The organism is Pseudomonas sp. NPDC090592 (genome assembly GCF_044769185.1).
In the GTDB taxonomy this organism is placed as follows: Bacteria; Pseudomonadota; Gammaproteobacteria; order Pseudomonadales; family Pseudomonadaceae; genus Aquipseudomonas.
Window position 1 is genome coordinate 144,791 of the sequence record NZ_JBIVXJ010000010.1, and the last position, 19,707, is coordinate 164,497.

Annotated in this window: 18 protein-coding genes and 1 tRNA gene; 6 read left to right on the forward strand and 13 right to left on the reverse strand. The window is 64.0% G+C overall.

The features are described from left to right. Positions 1-187: 187 nt before the first annotated feature. Complete coding sequence (locus ACIQUI_RS11530) at positions 188-1,405, forward strand: DUF3422 domain-containing protein (RefSeq protein ID WP_403198350.1); 1,218 nt, start codon at positions 188-190, stop codon at positions 1,403-1,405. A 28-nt stretch (positions 1,406-1,433) separates the two neighbouring features. Here the strand turns inward: ACIQUI_RS11530 and ACIQUI_RS11535 are convergent, their stop codons facing one another. The 3 genes from ACIQUI_RS11535 to ACIQUI_RS11545 all read right to left on the reverse strand — a co-directional run bounded on the left by ACIQUI_RS11535 (position 1,434) and on the right by ACIQUI_RS11545 (position 5,720). Continuing rightward, positions 1,434-3,836 carry a DUF3772 domain-containing protein gene (locus tag ACIQUI_RS11535; protein WP_403198352.1) on the reverse strand — a complete coding sequence of 801 codons (2,403 nt, stop codon included), beginning with the start codon at positions 3,834-3,836 and terminating at the stop codon, positions 1,434-1,436. Positions 3,837-3,892: 56 nt separating this feature from the next. Then, positions 3,893-4,945, reverse strand: a complete 1,053-nt coding sequence (gene ada / locus ACIQUI_RS11540; RefSeq protein ID WP_403198354.1) for a bifunctional DNA-binding transcriptional regulator/O6-methylguanine-DNA methyltransferase Ada — start codon at positions 4,943-4,945, stop codon at positions 3,893-3,895. Positions 4,946-5,093: 148 nt separating this feature from the next. Further along, a complete protein-coding gene (locus ACIQUI_RS11545) occupies positions 5,094-5,720 on the reverse strand; it encodes a DNA-3-methyladenine glycosylase family protein (RefSeq protein WP_403198357.1) in 627 nt (208 codons plus the stop codon). 171 nt (positions 5,721-5,891) lie between these two features. Here ACIQUI_RS11545 and ACIQUI_RS11550 point away from each other — a divergent pair, with 171 nt between their 5' ends. After that, entirely contained in the window at positions 5,892-6,407 is a 516-nt protein-coding gene (locus tag ACIQUI_RS11550; protein WP_403198360.1) for a sigma-70 family RNA polymerase sigma factor, read from the forward strand. Continuing rightward, positions 6,394-7,350 carry a FecR domain-containing protein gene (locus ACIQUI_RS11555; protein WP_403198363.1) on the forward strand — a complete coding sequence of 319 codons (957 nt, stop codon included), beginning with the start codon at positions 6,394-6,396 and terminating at the stop codon, positions 7,348-7,350. The genes ACIQUI_RS11550 and ACIQUI_RS11555 overlap by 14 nt, the downstream gene beginning before the upstream one ends. Before the next feature lie 7 nt (positions 7,351-7,357). Here ACIQUI_RS11555 and ACIQUI_RS11560 read toward each other — a convergent pair whose 3' ends face one another. From ACIQUI_RS11560 to ACIQUI_RS11570, 3 genes are all read right to left on the reverse strand, one after another. Beyond that, the gene (locus ACIQUI_RS11560) at positions 7,358-8,515 is read right to left on the reverse strand and encodes an MFS transporter (RefSeq protein WP_403198365.1); all 1,158 of its coding nucleotides are present in this window, start codon (positions 8,513-8,515) and stop codon (positions 7,358-7,360) included. Positions 8,516-8,597: 82 nt separating this feature from the next. Continuing rightward, a complete protein-coding gene (locus ACIQUI_RS11565; protein ID WP_403198368.1) occupies positions 8,598-8,735 on the reverse strand; it encodes a hypothetical protein in 138 nt (45 codons plus the stop codon). Positions 8,736-8,934: 199 nt separating this feature from the next. Then, positions 8,935-10,149 carry an MFS transporter gene (locus ACIQUI_RS11570; RefSeq protein ID WP_403198371.1) on the reverse strand — a complete coding sequence of 405 codons (1,215 nt, stop codon included), beginning with the start codon at positions 10,147-10,149 and terminating at the stop codon, positions 8,935-8,937. A gap of 192 nt (positions 10,150-10,341) precedes the next feature. Here ACIQUI_RS11570 and ACIQUI_RS11575 point away from each other — a divergent pair, with 192 nt between their 5' ends. Continuing rightward, the gene (locus ACIQUI_RS11575) at positions 10,342-11,265 is read left to right on the forward strand and encodes a FecR family protein (protein WP_403198471.1); all 924 of its coding nucleotides are present in this window, start codon (positions 10,342-10,344) and stop codon (positions 11,263-11,265) included. A gap of 95 nt (positions 11,266-11,360) precedes the next feature. After that, a tRNA-Met gene (locus ACIQUI_RS11580) sits at positions 11,361-11,437 on the forward strand. Positions 11,438-11,671: 234 nt separating this feature from the next. Here the strand turns inward: ACIQUI_RS11580 and ACIQUI_RS11585 are convergent. The 4 genes from ACIQUI_RS11585 to ACIQUI_RS11600 all read right to left on the reverse strand — a co-directional run bounded on the left by ACIQUI_RS11585 (position 11,672) and on the right by ACIQUI_RS11600 (position 16,407). Then, positions 11,672-14,179 carry a TonB-dependent siderophore receptor gene (locus tag ACIQUI_RS11585; protein WP_403198374.1) on the reverse strand — a complete coding sequence of 836 codons (2,508 nt, stop codon included), beginning with the start codon at positions 14,177-14,179 and terminating at the stop codon, positions 11,672-11,674. Positions 14,180-14,256: 77 nt separating this feature from the next. After that, positions 14,257-15,207, reverse strand: a complete 951-nt coding sequence (locus tag ACIQUI_RS11590) for a FecR family protein (protein WP_403198377.1) — start codon at positions 15,205-15,207, stop codon at positions 14,257-14,259. Then, positions 15,204-15,725 carry a sigma-70 family RNA polymerase sigma factor gene (locus ACIQUI_RS11595; protein ID WP_403198380.1) on the reverse strand — a complete coding sequence of 174 codons (522 nt, stop codon included), beginning with the start codon at positions 15,723-15,725 and terminating at the stop codon, positions 15,204-15,206. The genes ACIQUI_RS11590 and ACIQUI_RS11595 overlap by 4 nt, the downstream gene beginning before the upstream one ends. 67 nt (positions 15,726-15,792) lie before the next feature. Next, positions 15,793-16,407, reverse strand: a complete 615-nt coding sequence (locus ACIQUI_RS11600; protein WP_403198383.1) for a LysE family translocator — start codon at positions 16,405-16,407, stop codon at positions 15,793-15,795. 226 nt (positions 16,408-16,633) lie between these two features. Between ACIQUI_RS11600 and ACIQUI_RS11605 the strand changes: the two genes are divergently transcribed. Continuing rightward, positions 16,634-17,551 carry a LysR substrate-binding domain-containing protein gene (locus tag ACIQUI_RS11605; protein WP_403198385.1) on the forward strand — a complete coding sequence of 306 codons (918 nt, stop codon included), beginning with the start codon at positions 16,634-16,636 and terminating at the stop codon, positions 17,549-17,551. On the opposite strand, the gene ACIQUI_RS11610 is transcribed toward ACIQUI_RS11605, so the two are convergent. The 3 genes from ACIQUI_RS11610 to ACIQUI_RS11620 all read right to left on the reverse strand — a co-directional run bounded on the left by ACIQUI_RS11610 (position 17,491) and on the right by ACIQUI_RS11620 (position 19,366). Continuing rightward, positions 17,491-18,066 (reverse strand): D-Ala-D-Ala carboxypeptidase family metallohydrolase, encoded by a 576-nt coding sequence (locus ACIQUI_RS11610; protein ID WP_403198388.1) that lies wholly within the window; start codon positions 18,064-18,066, stop codon positions 17,491-17,493. The two genes, ACIQUI_RS11605 and ACIQUI_RS11610, sit on opposite strands and share 61 nt — an antisense overlap. A 62-nt stretch (positions 18,067-18,128) precedes the next feature. Continuing rightward, positions 18,129-18,584 (reverse strand): ribosomal protein S18-alanine N-acetyltransferase, encoded by a 456-nt coding sequence (rimI, locus tag ACIQUI_RS11615; RefSeq protein WP_012316291.1) that lies wholly within the window; start codon positions 18,582-18,584, stop codon positions 18,129-18,131. Continuing rightward, complete coding sequence (locus tag ACIQUI_RS11620) at positions 18,581-19,366, reverse strand: energy transducer TonB (protein ID WP_403198391.1); 786 nt, start codon at positions 19,364-19,366, stop codon at positions 18,581-18,583. The genes rimI and ACIQUI_RS11620 overlap by 4 nt, the downstream gene beginning before the upstream one ends. Between the last annotated feature and the right edge of the window lie 341 nt (positions 19,367-19,707).

Here is a 19,707-nt window from a genome sequence, read left to right on the forward strand (position 1 = left end):
CCCACAGGGATAGCACAGGCCCGACAGGCAGCGCTGTACCTGTGGGAGCGGCGGTGCGGCGGTCCGATTCACCCGCGAAGAGGCCGGCACAAGCAGAACAAAACTGCGCCCCGCGTGACTTTCCCCTCCCCCCGCAAAGTCCCACTTCCTGGTACCCCCACAATCACAACACCAGGCCGGACCACCCATGCACCCTCAACGCACCGCCTTGCACAACGAACTGCACGCCCGCCCGTCGCTGTACTTCGACGGCCCGGCGCATGTCTTCCACCTGGCCCTGCTCGGCGGTGATGCCGCGTGCGCTGCGCTGCTGCAACGCTGCTGCCCGGAGGCTCTGGACAGTGCAGCGGCCCAGGGCATCACCCGCCTGGACGGCCACCCGTTCAAATGGGAACGGCACACCGAGTTCTTTACCCTGACGCTGGTGGTGCCCTGCGCTGCCACCGACATTGAATGGCAAACCCTGCCGCCTGTGCTGGCCGAAGCGATTGCCCCGCAGGCGGCGCAGGTAATCAATGCCGTGCAGGTGCTGGTACGTGACGAACAGGACCTGAACCTGGCCCATTATGGCTTCAAGGACCCGTGCGGCTCGTGCGTTGGCGGTGGCGATGCGGTGGTGTGGAGTGATTTTCGCCTGACCGAGGATGGCACCAGCCGCTTCCTGTTCATCAACCGCCGCCTCAATGCCTACCGCCAGGGCCGCATGATCCGTCGCCTGCTGGAGATCGAGACGTACCGCATGATGGCCTCGTTGACCCTGACCACGGCCAAGGCCCTGAGCCAGGAACTCGATGCCTTCGACAAGACCTTGGTCAGCCTTTCCGAGCGCAGTGCCGGGGGCGATGGGCATGATTCCAAAGGGCTGCTGGAGGCCATCGCCCACCTGTCACGCCAGGTGGTCAGCCACACGGTGAAAACCCGCCACCGCTTCGGCGCCACCCAGGCCTATGCACAGTTGGTGTTCGAACGCCTGGGCGAGCTGCGGGAAAGCCACGTGGGCGACTGCCAGCGCCTGGGGGTGTTCATCGAGCGCCGGTTCAAACCGACAGTGCGCTATTGCGCAGCTACCGAGCAGCGGCTTGAGCAATTGGCGAAGAACGTGGCGAACCTGGGCGACCTGTTGCAGGCACGGGTACAGGTAGAGATGGAAGAACAGAACGCCGAGATCCTGCGCAGCCTCAATACCCGGGCCGACGCCCAGGTGAAGATCCAGCGGGCGGTGGAAGGGCTGTCGATCTTCGCCATCACCTATTACCTGCTGAACTTGTTCAAGCTGCTGTATGGCGGGCTGAATGTGCTGGGCCTGGGGCTGACGGCGCGGGATGGCCTGTTGGCCATGGCGCCGCCTGTACTGTTGGTGCTGCTGGTGATCTTGCTGCGGATCAGGCAGGCCAAGCAGCATTGAATTCGGGGGCGCCTTGCGCCCCCGCTCTTCACACCGACTCGTCAGTGGGGCGAGAGCCCTCCTGGACCAGCACCATACTTTGCGGCGACGACAGCGGGATGCCTTCATCGCGCAACCGCCCAAGAATGGTGAACAGCAAGTCGCTACGGGTACCCGAAACCTGCCGCGGCCCCGCTACATAGCCACTGACCCCAATCACCATCCCGCTGCTGGTCAGGTCCTTGAATGACACCGAAGTCGCCGGCGCATCCAGAATCGCCTCATGCTCGTGGTACGCCGCCAGCAACAGCTCGCGCACACGGTTGGCATCGGTCTCCAGCGGCAGTGTCAGGGTAATGCCGACCACGCCCAGCGCATTGCCCATGGTCACGTTGCGCACGTTCTGCGAAATGAACTGCGAGTTGGGCACGATCACCGTCGAACGGTCAGACATCTGGATCTCGGTGGCGCGCACGTTGATGCGGCGGATATCACCCTCCACGCCCGCCAGGCTGACCCAGTCGCCCACCTTCACCGGGCGTTCGGTCAGCAGGATCAGGCCGGAGATGAAGTTCTGCACGATCTGCTGCAAGCCAAAACCGATACCTACCGAAAGCGCACTGACCACCCAGGTCAGGCTGGTGAGGTTGATGCGCAAGGTCGACATCACCAGCATGGCCAGGAACAGGAAGCCCAGGTAACCCACCAGGGTCACCAGCGAGGCGCGCATGCCGGCGTCCATGTCGGTTTCCGGCAGCAGGCGATCGCTCAGCCAGCGCTTGACCACGCGAATGGCGAACAAGCCGCCGAAGAAGATCCCCAGCGCCAGCAGGATGTCCTGCGGCACGATGTTCAGGTTGCCCAGCAACTTGCCACCAGTGCCGTCCCAGTCACCCAGGCTCAGCAGCAACTCGCTTGGGCTGGTACCCGACGGCATCAACACCAGCAACAGCGCCAGGAACAGCACGATGGTGCGACCGATGCCGGCCAGGATAGTGCTGGCCTGGGCCTGGTGACGAGGCGCCAGTCCCAGGGTGGCGGCCAGCGCCAGCCCGCCGGGCTGACGTGGCGACAGCAGGGTTTCGCACAGGTCGCCGAAGAAGGTCGTCAACAAGTAGGCACAGGTGACCACCAGGCTCACCCACAGCAGCTTGGCTGTAAGGAAATAGGCGAGTGTCAGGTAACCGGTGAGCAGCGCCAGCAGAATCAACGCCAACCAGATGACCATCACGAACGGGATCAGCCCGGCCAGGCCCGTGGGGCGCTCCAGGTCATGCTTGCGCAGGGTGTGACGGTAGCGCAGCAGCGCGCCGGCAAAAATGCACGCCACCACCAGCGCGGTCAGGCCATTGACGGCCACGGTCAGCGCCAGGCTGGCGCCGATCACGCTGTTCATGCGCTCCATGGTCATCATGACCATCAGCGCCAAAGCCAGCACCTTGGGGAACCAGCCCAGCGCACTGGCGACTTCGTCATGGATCGCCGGCAGCCGCCAGGACGGGCGCTGCAGCATCAGCATGGCGCGGCCAAGGCCGGTGATGAAGGCGCTGAACACCACCAGGGTGAGAATGTGGTTGGTGAGGCTGGCGATATCGGCGCCCAACTCGGCGCTGCTCTCCAGCCCCCAGCGCAGCAGCGACACAGAGCCAGCAATGGTGCCCAGGGTTGCCAGGCTGACGCCCACGGCCAAGGCGCTGCGGCGCAGCCGGCCTTCGGGCAACCAGCCGACCATGGCGCTGGCCAGCAACCGCTCCAGCACGCGCCGCACCAAGGTCCAGACCAGAATCGCCGCCACCAGGCTGGCGAGGAACAGCCAGCGGTTCTCGGCGCTGAAGGCACTGCCGATGGCATCGGCAGCCTCGCCGCGCAGGTCACGCAGGCGCGCCACGTCGTCCTGGGTGGGGCGAATGATGCTTTGCCAGAACGCCGGGCTCAGTGGCGAAGCCGCGCGGCTGGTGATCTGCGAGTTGAACTGGCTGCGGCGCAGGTTGACGATTTGCGTGGACAGGTCCCGGGCCGACTGGGTCAGCTTGGTGGCCTGGTCCTGCTGGGCTACCAGGGCCTTTTTCTCGGCCTCCAGCGCTTTGCGCTGCTGGGTCAGGGTGGCGGCCTCGTCCGGCTGGAGCGGGCCGATGACCTTCAGCTTGTCGTCGAGCTTGCCTATGTCAGCGGTACGCTGTGCACTCAGTGCATCCGCCTGGCGTTGCACCTGCATGGCGGCCAGGCGCAGTTGCGACAGCAGGTCGTCGTTGGCCTCGCTGGTGACGCCCTGGCGAATCAGGTCCAGCCGGTCACTCAGTTGTTCAATGCTGGCGTTTTCATCCAGCGCTGGCGCTTCGGCAGCTGCCAGGTTGGACAATGCCGTGGTCGGGGCCGACCAGGCCGGGCTGGCAAGCGCCAACATCAGGACCATAAGGCCTGCGCAATAGCGGGCAAGGCTGACACGCCTCATCGAAGTTTCCTCTTTACAACTCGATTTGGCGGGGGATTCTACGCGGCTTCAGGCAATCAGGAGAGTGCCGTTTCTCGCTTCAGCAACTGCTGCTTGCGCTCGACACCCCAGCGATAGCCGCTGATGTCGCCGTCGCGGCGCACTACCCGATGACAAGGTATGGCCACGGCGATGTGGTTGGCCGCGCAGGCCATGGCCACCGCACGCACGGCCTTGGGCGCGCCGATGCGCTCGGCGATGTCGGTGTAACTGACCCGGGTGCCTGCCGGTACCTCGCGCAGGGCCTGCCACACGCGCTCCTGGAACGCTGTGCCCTGCACATCCAGTGGCAAGGCCAGGCCCAGCGCCGGAGCCTCGACAAAACCCACCACTTCGGCAACCCGTTGCTCGTAGTCGCTGTCGCCGCCAATCAGGCGGGCTTTGGGAAACTGGTCTTGCAGGTCTTGCAGCAGGGCTTCAGGGTCGTCGCCCAGCAGGATTGCGCAAATACCCTTCTCGCTCTGGGCCACCAGAATCGCGCCCAGCGAACATTGGCCAACAGCAAAGTGGATGGTTGCCCCTGTGCCACCGGAGCGGTACTGCCGGGGCCGCATGCCCAGGCGCTGGTCGGCGCTTTCGTAGAAGCGGCTGTTGGAGTTGTAGCCAGCGTCGTAGATGGCGTCGGTGACTGAGCGCTGGCCGTCATCCAGGTGCGCACGCAAGCGCCGGGCGCGAAAGGCGGTGGCGTAGGCCTTGGGGGTAACACCGGTTTCAGCCTTGAACAGGCGGTGCAGGTGGAAGGGGCTCACGGCCAACTGCGCGCTGAGCTGGTCGAGGCTGGGCGCAGGGTCGCTGGTTTCGATAAGGCGGCAGGCACGGGTGACCAGTTGGCTGTGGCGGGTGGTGCTGGCCTTGGCGATACAGCGTTTGCAGGCACGGTAACCGGCCGCTTCGGCGGCAACGGGGGTGTCGAAGAATTCGACGTTGCAGCGCTTGGCCATCCGCGACTTGCAGCCGGGGTGGCAGTAGACGCCGGTGGTGCGGACGGCGAAGACGAAGTGGCCGGTGGCGGTGGTGTCGCGGGACTCTACGGCTTGCCAGCGTTGGTCGGGAGTGGTGTACAGAGTCATGGGGCAGCATCCAGATAAGTGTTCGCCTGTGCTGGCCTCTTCGCGGGCAAGCCCGCTCCCACAGAGATTGCACAATGCCCGAGCCCTGTGGAGTACCTGTGGGAGCGGGCTTGCCCGCGAAAGGGCCGGCACAGGCAGTGCAAAAACCTCAGGCCCGCCACAGGTACCAGGCCGCCACCGTGCGGTAAGGCCGCCATCCACCACCCAGCGAGCGCATCTGCGCCGGTGTCGGCGCCTTTTCCAGCCCCTTCAGCCGCCGATACCCTTCGCGCACGCCAAAGTCGTCCACCGGCAGAATGTCCGAGCGCTCCAGGCAATAGATCAACAGCATTTCCACCGTCCACCGCCCTACCCCGCGCAAGGCTATCAGGCGCTCGATCAAGGCTTCATCGGCCATGGCCAAAGCCTCTTCCCGCGTTGGCACCCTACCCTCCAGCCGCGCCTGGGCGATGCCCTGCACCGTGGCCATCTTGCTTGCCGAGAAACCACAGGCGCGCAGGGTTTGCGGGCTGGCTGCCAGCAACTGCTCCGGCGACGGAAATTCAGCCTGCGGGAACAGTGCCAGCAAGCGACCAAGGATCGCCTCGGCGGCACGGGCGTGCAGTTGCTGATAGGCAATGGCCCTGACCAACGCCTCGTAAGGCTCACGCCCGGGCGTGGCCTGGTGCAGGCAGGGCCCAATGGCAGCAATGTGCCGCGCCCAGTCCGGGTCGAGCGCGGCCAGGTAATCGGTAGCCTCGCGGTAGGCCTGTGGCGAAAGGTCGGCAAGAATCATGGCAGCTCCATCACGGTTGTTGCAGGTCCAGCTTAGCGCAGCCGTTCATCGGACAAACGCCGGTTCTTGCGCGGCTTATTCCTGGCATACCATTGCCCGACGCCGTTATACCCGCATAGAATTGAGAAATATTCGCAATCACACATCATACGGGACCGGGCCTTCGCCAAGATGCAGATCAACGACACGCTCAGGCCGACCGAGGTCGCTCTGCTGTATCAGGCCCACCATGGCTGGCTCCGTGGCTGGTTGCGCAGCCGCGTCGGTTGCAGCGAGCAAGCCGCCGACCTGGCCCAGGATACCTTTGTGCGGGTATTGCGGGCCCGCCAGGTGTCGCCGCTGAAAGAACCCCGCGCCTACCTTAGCAGCATCGCCCGTGGCTTGATGATTGACCAGTTCCGCCGTGGTGCGCTGGAGCGGGCCTACCAGGAAAGCCTTGCCCACCTGCCCGAAGCCGAGGTGCCCAGCGAAGAGCACCGGCTGGTCATTCTCGATGCACTGGACCGTCTTGACCGTGCCCTTCACCAGTTGAAACCACGTACACGCCAAGCGTTTCTGCTGGCCCAACTGGACGGTTTGAGCATTGTGCAGATCGCCCAGCAGCTGGATGTGTCCCGCGCCACCATCGAGCGCGACCTGGCCAAGGCGCTGGGCGTCTGCTACCGGTTGCGCTATGCCGACGCCTGACATCACGCCGGCGCAGGCGCAGGTCGACCAGGCCATCGACTGGCTGGTGAAACTGCGCTTTGACCGCCCCAGCGCGCGTACCGAGCAACAATTCCAGCAGTGGCTGGGCAGCCACCCACACAACCCGCTGGCCTGGCAACGTGTCAGCCACCTCAGCGACGAAATGGCCGGGCTGCCCAAGGCGCTCAGCCGGCGCACCCTGGCCGGCAGCCAGCGCCAACAGGTCAGCCGCCGCGACCACCTCAAACTGCTGGGCGTGCTCGCCGTTGGCGGCAGCCTGGGCTGGGCTGCACGCGAGCCCTTGGGCCTGCCGCAGTTGCTGGCCGACAGCCGCACCGCCACAGGTGAACAGCGCCAGTGGCAAGGCAGTGACGGCAGCCGTATCCAGCTCAACACCGCCAGCGCCATCGATTTGCACTACAGTGCCGAGCAACGCCAACTGGAGCTGGTACAGGGCGAAGTCAGCCTGGACAGCAACCCGAATGACACCCGCCCTTTTCGCATCGACACCCGCGTCGGCCCGCTGACCACCCTGGGCAGCCAACTGCTGCTGCGCGAAAACAATCAGGGGCTGCTGCTGTCCGTGCGTCGTGGTGAAGTGACGCTGTTCCCCTCCTCTGCCGCTGCGCGGCAGATAGCGCAGGGCGAAACCCTGCAGGTCGGGGCAAACGGCAGTATCCAGGCGGTGACATTGCGCAGCGACCCCTGGGCTTGGACCGACGGTGTGCTCAGCGTGCAGCAGATGCCATTGGCCGAGTTTGTCGCCGAACTCGCCCGCTACCGCCCGGGCCTGTTGCGCTGCGCCCCTGAGGTAGCGAACCTGAAGGTGTCGGGCACCTTCCAGTTGGCCGACACCGGGCAGATCCTGCAATTGCTCACGCGCAGCCTGCCCGTGCGGGTCGATTACAGGACGCGCTATTGGGTAAACATCGGCGCAGCCTGAACCGCCATCACTGCGCTACCGCACGCACCCGCCCCGCACGCCGGTACGACTGGCGGGCAAAGCACACGAACAGCCCTGCCATCAACGCCAGTGCCATGGGCAGGCCGTGCGGCGCAACACCCATCGCCGCGCCACTGAGCAGTGGCCCGATCAGGCTACCCACACCCCACAGCAAGCCCACGCTGGCGTTGGCAGTCACCAGGTCCTGGCCCTTGAAGCGCTGCCCGATCAGCACCAGCGCCAAGGTATAGATACCGCCTGCCACCGCGCCCAGCACCACCAGCAGTGGCCACAGCAGCCAGGTCATGTTCAGCAGCCAAGGCAGGCCGATGCCAATCGCCATCGCCACCAACCCGCACACCAGGTGCAGCCCGGTGCGCTCGACCCGGTCGGCCAACCAGCCCAGCGGCAACTGGCACAGCATGTCGCCGGCAAACACCACGGTCACCATCAGCGCTGCCACGCCCACGGCAAAACCATGGCTGGTGGCATACACCGGCAGCAGCGACAGCACCACGGCATCGAAGAACGAGAAGAACAGCACCGCCATGCACAACGCCGGCGCCACACGGAAGAACCCGGCCAGGCCGAAGCTCTTCTCCCCCTCTTCATGCTCGACATGGTCGTTGGGAACGGTCAGCACGATGCACAGCAGCGCCAGGCCATAGCAGGCAGTGACCACCCCGGTGATCCACGGGCTGTCAGCCCCCAGCACCGCCAGCATGGCCGGGCCAAGCACCTGGAAGCCGGTGAAGCTGGTGGCATACAGGGCCATGATCTTGCCGCGGTTGTGCTCCGGGCACAGCTCGTTGACCCACGACTCGCCAAGGATGATGGCGATGCCCATGCCAAGCCCCAGGCCCAGGCGCAGCAGCGCCAGCAGCCACAGCGAGCCGAACGCCGACTCGAGCAAGGCAATGCTGACCGTGCACAGGCTGAAGCACAGCAGGTAGATGGTACGCCGGGTGAGGTGGCGGCAGCAGGCGTCGACCAGGAACGCCGAGAGCATCATGCCCGCAGCGGGGATGGCAGAAATGATGCCGATTTCCAGGGTGCCGGCCCCGGCCTCATGCAGGCGCAACGACACCAGCGGCAGGCTGGCCCCCAGGCTGAAACCCACGACCGAAACGGCGAACAACAGGCCCGCCAGCAAACGCATGTTCATGTACCACTCCTTGCAAACCGAAAAGACGTGCAGACACAGGCGCGCACGCCGGGTGGCGAGCGACGCAAAAGCGCAGATCAGTTCAGGCGGGGTGTGGCGAGAAGGTAAAGGCGAACAGCACGCTGCGACGGCGCTTGAGCACCGTGTCGCTCGGCCACGCACGGCGCAGGGCCTGGAGGGCAGGCTGGCGGGCGTTGGGCAAGGACTGGGTACGGCGCATTGCGTTGGCTACTTTGTGGGCGGTTGAAAAAGAGGCGGCACTCTAGGCCAACGATGATCAGGTCGTCAATTGTCGGGGACGCTACGCGCCCCATCGCCGGCAAGCCAGCTCCCACAGGGACCGCGTATGGCTTGAGGCCAATGCGGTCGAGGTGGGAGCTGGCTTGCCGGCGATGGGCTGCAAGGCAGCCCCGGCTTTATCAGCGCTTGCCGGTACTCGGCAAGAACACCGCCAACAACCCGAACAACGGCAGGAACGAGCACACCCCATAAACATATTCGATGCCACGCAGGTCTGCCACATAGCCCAGCAGCGCCGCGCCGATGCCGCCAAAGCCGAACATCAGCCCGAAGAAGATCCCGGCAATCATGCCCACACTGCCCGGTACCAGCTCTTGCGCATACACAACGATTGCGGAGAACGCCGAGGCCAGGATAAAGCCGATGACCACGCTCAGCACGGTGGTCCAGAACAGGTCGGCATACGGCAACGCCAGGGTGAACGGCGTCACCCCCAGGATCGAGAACCAGATCACCGCCTTGCGCCCGATGCGGTCACCGATCGGCCCACCAAAGAAGGTACCCGCCGCCACCGCCCCCAGGAACAGGAACAGGTGCAGCTGCGAGCTGGCCACCGACACATCGAACTTCTCGATCAGGTAGAAGGTGAAGTAGCTGGTGAAGCTGGCCATGTAGAAGTATTTGGAGAACACCAGCAGGCCCAGCACGATCAGCGCCGCGATGACCCGATTGCGCGAAATGCCATGGGTGGCCTGCACCGCCTTGCGCGCCTTCGCCTGGTTGAGGTGTTCCTTGTACCAGCCACGCAGCATCAGGGTGACGCCCAGGAAGAACAGCGCGGCCAGGCCGAACCAGGCTACGTGGCTCTGGCCGAACGGGATGACGATGGCCGCCGCCAGCAACGGGCCCAGGGCCGAACCGGTATTGCCGCCCACCTGGAACGTGGACTGTGCAAGGCCGAAGCGCCCGCCCGAGGCCAGGCGTGCAATACGCGAGGTTTCCGGGTGGAACGTCGACGAGCCGATCCCCACCAGCGCCGAGGCCAGCAAGATCATCGGGAAGCTGCCCACGAAGGCAAGCATCACGATGCCCACCAGCGTGCACAGGGTGCCCATCGGCAACAGGTTCGGCGTCGGCCGGCGGTCGGTAAAGAAGCCGACCCAGGGTTGCAGCAGCGAAGCGGTGATCTGGAACGTCAGGGTGATCAGGCCGATCTGGGCGAAGCTCAGGTCGTAATTGGCCTTGAGCATCGGGTAGATCGCCGGCAGCACCGACTGGATCAGGTCGTTGATCAGGTGCGCCAGGGCACAGAAACCAATAATACGCATCACCAGCGGCGTGGCTTGGTTTGCCGTTGCGCTGGTGGTCGCGGTGGAGGCACTACTGATGGCCATTTGCCTAAATCTCCGTGCTCAGGTTTGGGATCCGATTATCAGGAAACAAATAGATACATAGCTACCTTTTTTATCCCTCCGTCGCAACGTACTTGAAAATGGTTCTCAATATAATTAGCATCCTTGACTCAAACCCCTGTCATCGTTGGGCGAAACGGCCCCTATCGTGAGCAGACCGACCCCATGAGCCCGATGCCCGCCATGCAGTTGCAGCCCGACCCACAGCAGGAAGCGCTGGAGTGGTTTTCGCTATTGCGCCAACCCGGCTGTGACGAAGCCCAGCGCCAGGCATTCGCGGCCTGGTGCCAGGTACCAGAAAACGCGCACGCCTATGCCGAGCTGGAGACCTTCTGGCAGCAACTGCAGCCACCACCCGCCCGCCCGCGCCCACGGCAAGTCACCGTGCGCCGCAGCCACCTGGGCAAATGGTTGGCACTGCTATTCCTGCTGGTGCTGGGCGCTGCAGCCTACCTGTACTGGCCGCTGATGCAGCGCCTGGCCAGCGAGCTGCACACCGACGTGGGCGAGCGCCGCAGCACCCGCCTGGCAGATGGCACCACGCTGAACATGGACAGCGCCAGCGCCATGAACGTCGACCTGCGTGGCCGCACCCGCCAGTTGCACCTGGTGCAGGGCCAGGTGTTGCTGGAAGTGGTGCTCGACGGGCGGGCCATGGAAGTGGAAGTGGGCAACGCACGTATCCAGGTGTTCGGCACCCGCCTGCAGGTCGCCCGCCATGCAGGTCATGATGAACTGGTGGTACTCAGTGGCAAGGCCATGATCACCCAAGGCGGTGATCAGCGCATGGTCTCGGCGGGTGAGCGGGTCACTTTTGATGACACGCGTATCGACCCGGTGCAGAAGGCTGACCTTAAAACCGCCGACAGCTGGCGCAACGGCCGCCTGAAAGCCGTCGACATGCCATTGGGGCAAGTGCTGGAACGCCTTGCCGGCTACCAGGGGCAGCGCCTGTGGATGATGGATGAACAAATGGCCCATCGGCGGGTGAGCGGTGATTTCAACCTCGATCAGCCTGAGCAAAGCCTGCAATCCCTGGCTGCGGCCCAGCATCTGCAGTTGCAGGGCGTGCTCGGACACTGGCTTGTGGTGCACTGAAACCGCGCCCGGCCGCTAAGTTTTTGAAAGCGTGCAAATTTTTTTTGAAATGAGTGTTGACAGGGGGGCCGTTCAAGAGAATAATGCGCGCCATCGGCTACATAGCTCAGTTGGTTAGAGCATAGCATTCATAATGCTGGGGTCCGGGGTTCAAGTCCCTGTGTAGCCACCAAACAAGACGAAGGGCTTACCGCAAGGTAAGCCCTTTTTCTTTGCCTGCGGAAAAGTTCAGGTCCGCCAGCAACTGTCTTGCTCAATTTCTAAAAGCTGGCGTGATCCCTGTGGGAGCGGCGGTGCGGCGATCCGACTTGCCCGCGAACACCGGCGAAGCCGGTGCCATATACCGCGTTGCATTCTTCGCGGGCACGCCCGCTCCCACAGGGCATGGCGCTAGCCCATTAAAGATTCAGAACTCCCACTTCGAACTCAGCATGAAGTTGCGCGGCTCGCCATACGACGCACTGTTGAAGTTGTCGTCGAATGAGCTGAAGTACTTCTTATCGAACAGGTTGTTCACGGTCGCAGTCGCCGACCACTGCCGGTTGAACTTGTAGCGGGCCATCAGGCCAACCGTGGCATAGTCCCCTTGCTTGATCTTCACAGGGTTACTGACCTGCCATGGCGTGGCGGTAAAGTGCATGCCGCTCTGCCAGTTCACACCACCGCCAAGGGTCAGCCGCTGCAGGTCACCGGTCAGTTGGTAAGTGGTCCACAGCTTGAACATGTCCATCGGGATGGTGGTCTTGACCCGCTCACCGTCGTTGTCCTTCACCCTGGAATGGGTATAGCTGGCGGCCAGGTTCCAGCCCGGCGCCAGCTCCCCGCTCAGTTCCATGTCGATACCGCGGGTGGTGGTCTTTTCCGCACGATAAGCGGTAATCAGGCCATCGCTGCCGGCCACGGTCCCGTCGGCCACGGCGTCGTTGTCCAGCTTGACTTCATACAGCGCGATGGCGGTGTTCAGGCGGCCACCAAAATACTCGCTCTTCAGGCCGACTTCGTAGTTGTCGCCTTCGCGCGGCTCCAGCAACTTCCCGGCCTGGCTACGATAAGGCTGCGGCTTGAAGATGCTGGTATAGCTGGCATAAACCGAGTGCACGTCGTTCAGGTCGTAGACCACGCCGGCATAGGGTGTCACTTCACCGGTGGCCTTGACCGAGTCTTCGGTGTCATAGGGTTGCAGGCTGGCAACGTGGTAGTGGAACAGGGCGTCGTACTGGTAGTTGCTGACCCGTGCACCCAGAATTACCGACAGGTCATCCGTCGGCTTCAGGCGCGTGGCCAGGTAGGCGCCGGTCTGGCGCTGGTCGATATCGTCGTCCTCGCGGTTGAAGTTGTAGGACGGCGTCGGGCCTTGGTTGTCCCAGGTCCAGACATTCACCGGCACACCACTGACACCATTGTTGCTGCTGCCGTTGGCCAGCAAGTTGCCAAAGCCGTTGCGGCGGTTCTCATAGCTTTGGTAATTGAAGCCCATCACCAACTCGTGTTCACGCCCCAGCAACTGGAACGGGCCACTGAGCATCAGGTCGATGCCGCGTTGCTTCTGCGTGTTGTCACCCTTGGTGGCGGTGTAGCGCAAGCCATCGCCCGTGGCCGGGTTGAGCACGCCGGTGGTGGTACCAACGATGACCGAGTCGTAGTCTCGGGTGCCGTACAGATAATTGGCAGCGAGCTTGAGTGACCAGCCTTCGCCCAACCGCTGCTCAAGCGAGGTGAAGGTGTTCACCGACTCCTGCTGGTTGCTGCTATCGCGGCTGGCACCGTTGTACGAGCGCGGCATGCGGTACTGGAAACCACGCCCCGAGCCATCGGTGGCCACCACCGGCAAACCTGTGGTGGAGAAACCTCGCGGGTCGCTGTCCAGGTACTCCACGCCCAGGGTAAACAGCGTGTCCGGCGACAGGTCCATCTCGCTGACGCCGTACACGATGGTCTTCTGTTGCTGCAGGTGGTCGGTGAAACTGTTGCTCTGCTGGTACGCCGCTACTGCACGGCCGCGCACGGCACCGTTGTCGGTCAACGGGCCGGACACATCCACTTCAGTGCGGTACAGATCCCAGGAGCCCAGCCCGCCACTGATGTAGCCCTTGAAATGCTCCGTGGGTTTCTTGCGCACCAGGTTTACCGTGCCGGACGGGTCGCCCGCCCCCGTCAACAAGCCGGTAGCACCCCGCACCACTTCGACCCGGTCGTAGATCGCCATGTCCGAAAGCGCCTGGGGCAGCGCCTGGCTGAAAGCGAACGTGGTGGTTGGCATGCCGTCGTACTGGTAGCTGTCGATCGCCAGGCCGCGCGAGAACACATACAGGCGATCACTGCCCGGGCTCTGCACATTGACCCCCGGCGTTTGCTCCAACACCTGCCCGATGCTGCGCAGGTTCTGGTCTTCCATCCGCTGGCGGGTCATTACACTGACCGACTGCGGTGTCTCGCGCAGGCTGAGGTTGAGCCTGGTAGCAGCGTTGGTGATACCCGTGGTGTACGAACCCGTGCCCTCGGTAGTGCTGCCCAGCAACTGGCTGTTGATGGTGGTCGCACCCAGTTCCAACGCCCCTTCACTGCCTGGCACGCTGACCAGCACGAAGCCGTCGTCACTGCCCTGCGCCTGCATGCCCTGCCCGCCCAGCAGCATGGCGAAGCCTTCATTCACGCCATAACTGCCCTGCAAGCCCGCGCTACGCCGCCCAGCCACTTGTGTGGCGTCGAACGAAATCGCCACGCCGGCCTGCCGTGCGAAGCTGCTGAGCACATCACCCAAGGCGCCTGCCGGGATGTCATAGCGCTGCACCTGCTGCTGGGCCACCGCCAGCGGTGCCAGCAACAGCGGCAGGCTGCCCAGCCCCAGGTGAAGGCCTAATGCCAGTGCATTGCGAGGCCTGAAAGGAATGCGCGCGCGCAGTGTAGAAAGCATGTTCCCGATACTCCGTTATGTTGGCTTACGACAAGGACGCACGGAAATCGGGAACTGGAAGCAGGTGGGAATCTTTTTTATCTGGGCTCGGATGCGTGCAGGTAGCGCACCCGCGTGATCCAGGGCGTGTAGTGATCGATACCCAGCGGCAGGCTGCGCGCCAACAGGCGCAATGCACGCTCGCTGTCGTCGGCCGGCAATACGGCGGTGACGCGGATGTTCGCCAGGGCTTTGCGATCGAACAGCAGGTAGCCCGAATGATTACGACCCAGCTGTTCAAGCACTTCGACCAGCGGCCGTTCACGTACTACCAACTGGTGTCTTGCCCAGGCCTGCTCCACACTCCTGCCGTCGATGGCCTGCACCTCGCCGGGCCCCGTCGCGTCGAAGTACAGTTCCTGGCCTGCCGACACCACCCGCTGCCGGCCATGGCTGTCGACTTCAGTGCTGGACTCGACCATTGCCAGGCGCGAACTTTCGGCCAATTGCTCCACCACAAAGCGTGTGCCCAACGCCCGCACGCTGCCATGTTCGGTCACCACCTTGAACGGGCGCCCGGCGTCCTTGGCCACATCCACCAGGATTTCCCCGCGCAGCAGGTGAAGCGTGCGCGTACGCTCATCGAAGTCCAGGTCGACGGCGGACCCACCGTCCAGCCGCAGCAGGCTGCCATCGGGCAACTGCCGCGTGGCCCATTCGCCGCTGCCGGTGCGGATATCAGCCAGCAGATACGCCGGCCCCTGCTGCACGAGCATGCCTAAGGGCAGGGCCAGCACGGCAGCCAGCGCGAGCGCCTTGAGGGCTTGCGCCGAACGCCGCTGTTGCTTGAGCGCCCGCAGCGCGCTGCGAGCCGGCGCCTGCTTGAGTAACTGCAAGGGCGCCAAGGTTTCCTGCATGCGCTGGAAGGCTTCGAGGTGCTCGCTGTCCTGCGCCAGCCAGGCACGAAACGCTTCACGGTCGCGGCCGCTGGGCTGGTCGTCCAGGCGTACCAGCCATTCGGCGGCTTCATGGAGGACTTCCGGGCTCACAGGCAGGCCTCGGCAGCGGCGTGGCATGCCAGCAGCGCTTGCACCAGGTAGCCCTGCACGCTTTTGGTGGACACCTGCAGGTGCTCGGCGATTTCGCTGTGGCTCAGGCCTTCAAGGTGGCGCAGCACAAACGCCTGACGTACCCGCGGCTGCATGCGCGACAAGGCGCGGTCGATCTGCTCCAGGGCTTGTACGGCGGCGTGAACCTGCTCGGGGGAAGGCGCTTGCTCCATCTGCTCCACATGCAACGCCAGCGCTTCGCGATAGGCCTGCTCGAGCTTGTGCCTACGGCCACGGTCGATCAGCAGGCGCCGCGCGACCGTGGCCAGCAAGGCCCGTGGTTCACGGGGGGCAACGTAGCTGCCAGCGCTGAGTAAGCGGACGAACGTGTCCTGAGCCATGTCTGCCGCATGCTGCGGGCAGTTCAGGCGTTGGCGCAACCACACCAGCAACCAACTGTGATAGCCCTTGTACAAAGCGTCCAGGCTGTCGGCAACGGCGGGTGGTGGTGTTTTCATCGCGAGGCTTCGCAAATGGGAATGATTCTATTCTAAATGGCCATCACCTCGTCATGCAATCGACACTTCACCGTATTCCGCTTACCGCTACCGCAAGGCCAAGCCCGATCAGCGCCAGGCCGATGGCACGGTCCACCAGCCATTGCCGTTCGATCATGGCCTTGCGTAATGCAGTACTGGAGAAAAACACCGCCACCAGGCTGAACCACAACCAATGGGCAAAGGACATGAACGCGCCATAGGCGAAATCCAGCGCCAGCGGGCTGCCAGGCTGGACTACCTGGGTGAAGGCGCTGATGACAAACAGCATGGTCTTGGGGTTGAGGGCATTGGTCAGAAAGCCCGTGCGCAGGGCCTGCAGCACACCGGCAGCCGAGGGCCCAACCCCGTCAAGGCTGATACGCCGGGTATTGGTCAGTGACTGGTAGCCCAGATAGATCAGGTAGCCGGCACCCAGTACTTTCATGGTGAGGAACAACGGTGGGTTCTGGCTGATGATCAGGGCAATGCCCAAGACCGTGTACAGCACATGTACCTGCACCCCCAGCGCAATACCCACAGCAGCGGCAAGGCCGGCCTTGCGGCCCTGTGCATAACTGCTGCGGGTGACCATGGCGAAATCGGCGCCCGGGCTGATGACGGCGAGCAGGGTGAACAGGGCGACGGCGATGAGTTCGGTCATTGGGTGGGTCTCGATAGGCGATGGAAATGCACAGACCCAGGGATTATCGGGATGATACGGGCGGGTAAAAATCGATTTATAGTGAGGCAGATCTGATAGTTTTTCTCACAGAGCTATAGCGCCTGAGCTGGCCTCTTCGCGGGCACGCCCGCTCCCACAGAAAAGCGCAGGACCTGTGGGAGCGGGCATGCCCGCGAAGAGGCCGGCACAGGTTAAAAGGGATGCCATGAAACTGCCGCCACTCAACGCCTTCCGCTACTTCGACATCGCCGCCCAGACCGAAAGCTTCGTGCGCGCCGCCGAGCACCTGCACGTCACCCATGGCGCGGTCAGTCGGCAAATCCGCCTGCTTGAAGAAAACCTTGGCGTGGACTTGTTCGAACGCCGCAACCGGGCCATTTTCCTCACCCCTGCCGGCCGTGCCCTGCAAAGCACCACCCAGGCGATTTTCGAACAGCTCGAGGGCGCCGTGCAGCGCCTGCAGGATCAGGCCCGCGACAATGTACTGGTGCTCTCCTGCGAGCCAACCATCGCCATGCGCTGGCTGATCCCGCGCCTCCCCCGCTTCCATGCCGACCACCCCGACCTGCAGCTGCACCTGGTGGCCGCCGGTGGGCCGCTGGACTTCGCCCGTAGTGGCGTCGACCTGGCAATCCGCCGCGACGACTTCCACTGGGGCAACCAGCTGTACAACCAGAAGATCTGTGACGAATGGATCGGCCCGGTATGCAGCCCCAACACTCCCACCCAAGTGCAAGGCCAGCGCCTGCTGCACAGCGCTACCCGCCCCGGCGCCTGGCCCACCTGGCTGCGCCTGAGCGGCCAGCAGGTGCGGCACGACGAACGCAGCGACTACGAGCACTTCTACCTGTCAATCCAGGCCGCCAGCGCCGGCCTGGGGCTGGCCATGGCCTCGGCCCTGATGGTGCGTGACGAACTGGACAACGGCCAGTTGCAGGCACCGTTCGGTTTTGTGCGCGATGGCTCGGCCTACCACCTGCTTAGCCCACAACCCCTTGAAGATAACGGCAAGCGTCAGCGTTTCGCCGAATGGGTCACGGGCGAATGCCAGCGTTGCCTGGCTCACTTGGGCTTGACGCAGAACGACGACCCGGCACTGCCATCGCCGCCCCAGGTCCGATAGCCGGCAGTGTCCACATGGATGCGCCCGGACGGGTAGCGCCCCAGGCCCATGCTCCAGGCCTGCCCATACTGCTGCCAGAAGCGGCACAGCGGGTTGGGGTCGGCCCAGGCCGGCAGCAGGATATCGACGGCGAAAGCGCGGGTATGGGCACTGTTGGCAGCACCACCTGCGCAGGTATTCAGGCGTGGGTTGCGGTAGGCCGAGACCACTTCGAACTGGCGCAGGATACCTTGCTCATCAAGCGTCCTGATCAGCGAAAGGGTCGAGCGTACTGCCGGCCAGTTGCTGGTGGGTGGCACGGCAAAAGGAGACGCCTGGCAGAGCTTCCAGTCCGATGCCGAGCGCAACAACTGGTGGATAGGCACTACGCCGTAAAGGCGGGCATCCACCAGCATTTCACGGAAGGGCCGGGTTTGATGGTCGCCTGCCCATTGGGCGAACATCCACAGGTCGCGTTCATCGGCGTGTGATGCAACAGCGATCAGCAGGCCCGCCACCAGAAGCCGTTTTTTCATCCTTTATCCATCCGTGCATAGAGAACAAAGAAAAGGCCAATAGTGGTAGCCGCTGTGCCTGGTCAGTCCTCAAGCAGGGTGCAGGCCATCACCAGGGCGTCTTCGCGACCACCAGCTACCGGATAATAGTCGCGCCGGCGGCCGATTTCGTTGAAACCGTAGCGCTCGTACAAACGATAGGCCGACTGGTTGCTGGCGCGTACTTCCAGGAAGCATTCGCGGCCATTCAACTGGTAAGCCCGGGCCATCAGGTGCTCCAGCAGGCGCAGGCCCAGGCCACGGCCCTGGTTTTCCGGCTTGACGGTGATGTTGAGCAGGTGCGCCTCGTCGATGATCACGTTGATCACCCCATGGCCAACCTGCTGCTGGCCGTCGAACATCAGCCAGACTTCGTACGACTTGAGCGCATCCTGAAAAATCCCACGGGTCCAGGGGTGACTGAACGCGGCATATTCGATCTTAAGTACGGCATCCAGATCCGCCTCGGTCATCGGGCGGAAACTGATCGATTCACTCATTCAACGCTCTTCCAGCGCGCCATCAGCTGGCGCATGGCTTTCCAGACGTCCGCCTTGCGCTGCGGCTCGTCCATCAACAGTTCAAGGCCCGGCAACGCCCAGGCATCGCCCAGGCCGTCGAGCTTCAGGGTTTGGTACCAGGCGTCGGCCTCGGCATTGGCGGCAAAGCGCAGTGCCGGCAGGCCGATCAGCCACAGGCAGGTGCACGGGGCGTCCTCAAGGCGCGCCTGGACAAAGCCCCGGACAAAATCGCGCGCGGCATCCGGGCCCTGGTCCATGTTGCCGCGCACCAGCAGCGGCCAGCGCACCGGCTCGCCGATGATCTGCGGGGCGTCGGGCAGGCCTGCGGCACGCAGCATGTCCTTGAGCAGCAGGTAGGACGGATCGCGGCTCTGGAACGGCTGGCCGGTGGTCAGCTCGACCAGCAGCAGGCAGCTGCCGGCGCGCAGCAGTTGCAGCGAGAAACGCGGCGGCGGCACAGGGGCCGGGCGTGGCGGTGCGGGTTGTTCGCCGGCCTCGACGGGTTTTGCAGCCGGCTTGGGCGCACTGCCCGGGCGCGGGATCTCGATTTTCGGCCTTTCACCGGAACGGGCCTGGGGCGTAGCGGGCGCGTCGTTTGAAGCCTGCGCCGGCTTGACCTCGAAATCGATGTCGTCGACCGGCGCCACCGGTAACAACAGCTCGGGCCGCGACGGTGCGGCGAACGGCAGTTCGGCGCGCGGCAGCCAGTGCACCACTTGCATGGCGGAAAGGAAGGCGCGGCGACGGGGTTCGGTGAGCAAGGGGCGGGGTTCCGAGGGGCGAAAATTGGGGGGTATTCTAGCGCGTATGCCTTGGGTTTTGCAGCGCCTGTCAGACCGAGCGCCGCCCGCGCGGCGCTTCGCGGGGCAAGTCGGATCGCCGCACCGCCGCTCCCACATTTGTTGCAACGTGGCCATGCCTGTGGAAGTGGCGTTGTCCGCCTTGGCGCAAGTCTCAAGACAGGTGGGGCGGCGGATGCGCCAGTCGAGAAATCCAGTCTGGGCAACCAAGGCTGACAACCATGGACTTGCAGGTTCGGCACGTTGCAACAAATGTGGGAGCGGGCTTGCCCCGCGAAGCGCCGCGCGGGCGGCGCTCGGTC

Coding starts and splice junctions, on each gene's coding strand:
- ACIQUI_RS11535 (WP_403198352.1), bottom strand. CDS start 3,836: ATGAGGCGTGTCAGCCTTGCCCGCTATTGCGCAGGCCTTATGGTCCTG.
- ACIQUI_RS11550 (WP_403198360.1), top strand. CDS start 5,892: ATGCAGATCAACGACACGCTCAGGCCGACCGAGGTCGCTCTGCTGTAT.
- ACIQUI_RS11600 (WP_403198383.1), bottom strand. CDS start 16,407: ATGACCGAACTCATCGCCGTCGCCCTGTTCACCCTGCTCGCCGTCATC.
- ACIQUI_RS11555 (WP_403198363.1), top strand. CDS start 6,394: ATGCCGACGCCTGACATCACGCCGGCGCAGGCGCAGGTCGACCAGGCC.
- ACIQUI_RS11565 (WP_403198368.1), bottom strand. CDS start 8,735: ATGCGCCGTACCCAGTCCTTGCCCAACGCCCGCCAGCCTGCCCTCCAG.
- ACIQUI_RS11595 (WP_403198380.1), bottom strand. CDS start 15,725: ATGAAAACACCACCACCCGCCGTTGCCGACAGCCTGGACGCTTTGTAC.
- rimI (WP_012316291.1), bottom strand. CDS start 18,584: ATGAGTGAATCGATCAGTTTCCGCCCGATGACCGAGGCGGATCTGGAT.
- ACIQUI_RS11585 (WP_403198374.1), bottom strand. CDS start 14,179: ATGCTTTCTACACTGCGCGCGCGCATTCCTTTCAGGCCTCGCAATGCA.
- ACIQUI_RS11605 (WP_403198385.1), top strand. CDS start 16,634: ATGAAACTGCCGCCACTCAACGCCTTCCGCTACTTCGACATCGCCGCC.
- ACIQUI_RS11575 (WP_403198471.1), top strand. CDS start 10,342: ATGCCCGCCATGCAGTTGCAGCCCGACCCACAGCAGGAAGCGCTGGAG.
- ACIQUI_RS11570 (WP_403198371.1), bottom strand. CDS start 10,149: ATGGCCATCAGTAGTGCCTCCACCGCGACCACCAGCGCAACGGCAAAC.
- ACIQUI_RS11545 (WP_403198357.1), bottom strand. CDS start 5,720: ATGATTCTTGCCGACCTTTCGCCACAGGCCTACCGCGAGGCTACCGAT.
- ACIQUI_RS11560 (WP_403198365.1), bottom strand. CDS start 8,515: ATGAACATGCGTTTGCTGGCGGGCCTGTTGTTCGCCGTTTCGGTCGTG.
- ACIQUI_RS11530 (WP_403198350.1), top strand. CDS start 188: ATGCACCCTCAACGCACCGCCTTGCACAACGAACTGCACGCCCGCCCG.
- ACIQUI_RS11610 (WP_403198388.1), bottom strand. CDS start 18,066: ATGAAAAAACGGCTTCTGGTGGCGGGCCTGCTGATCGCTGTTGCATCA.
- ada (WP_403198354.1), bottom strand. CDS start 4,945: ATGACTCTGTACACCACTCCCGACCAACGCTGGCAAGCCGTAGAGTCC.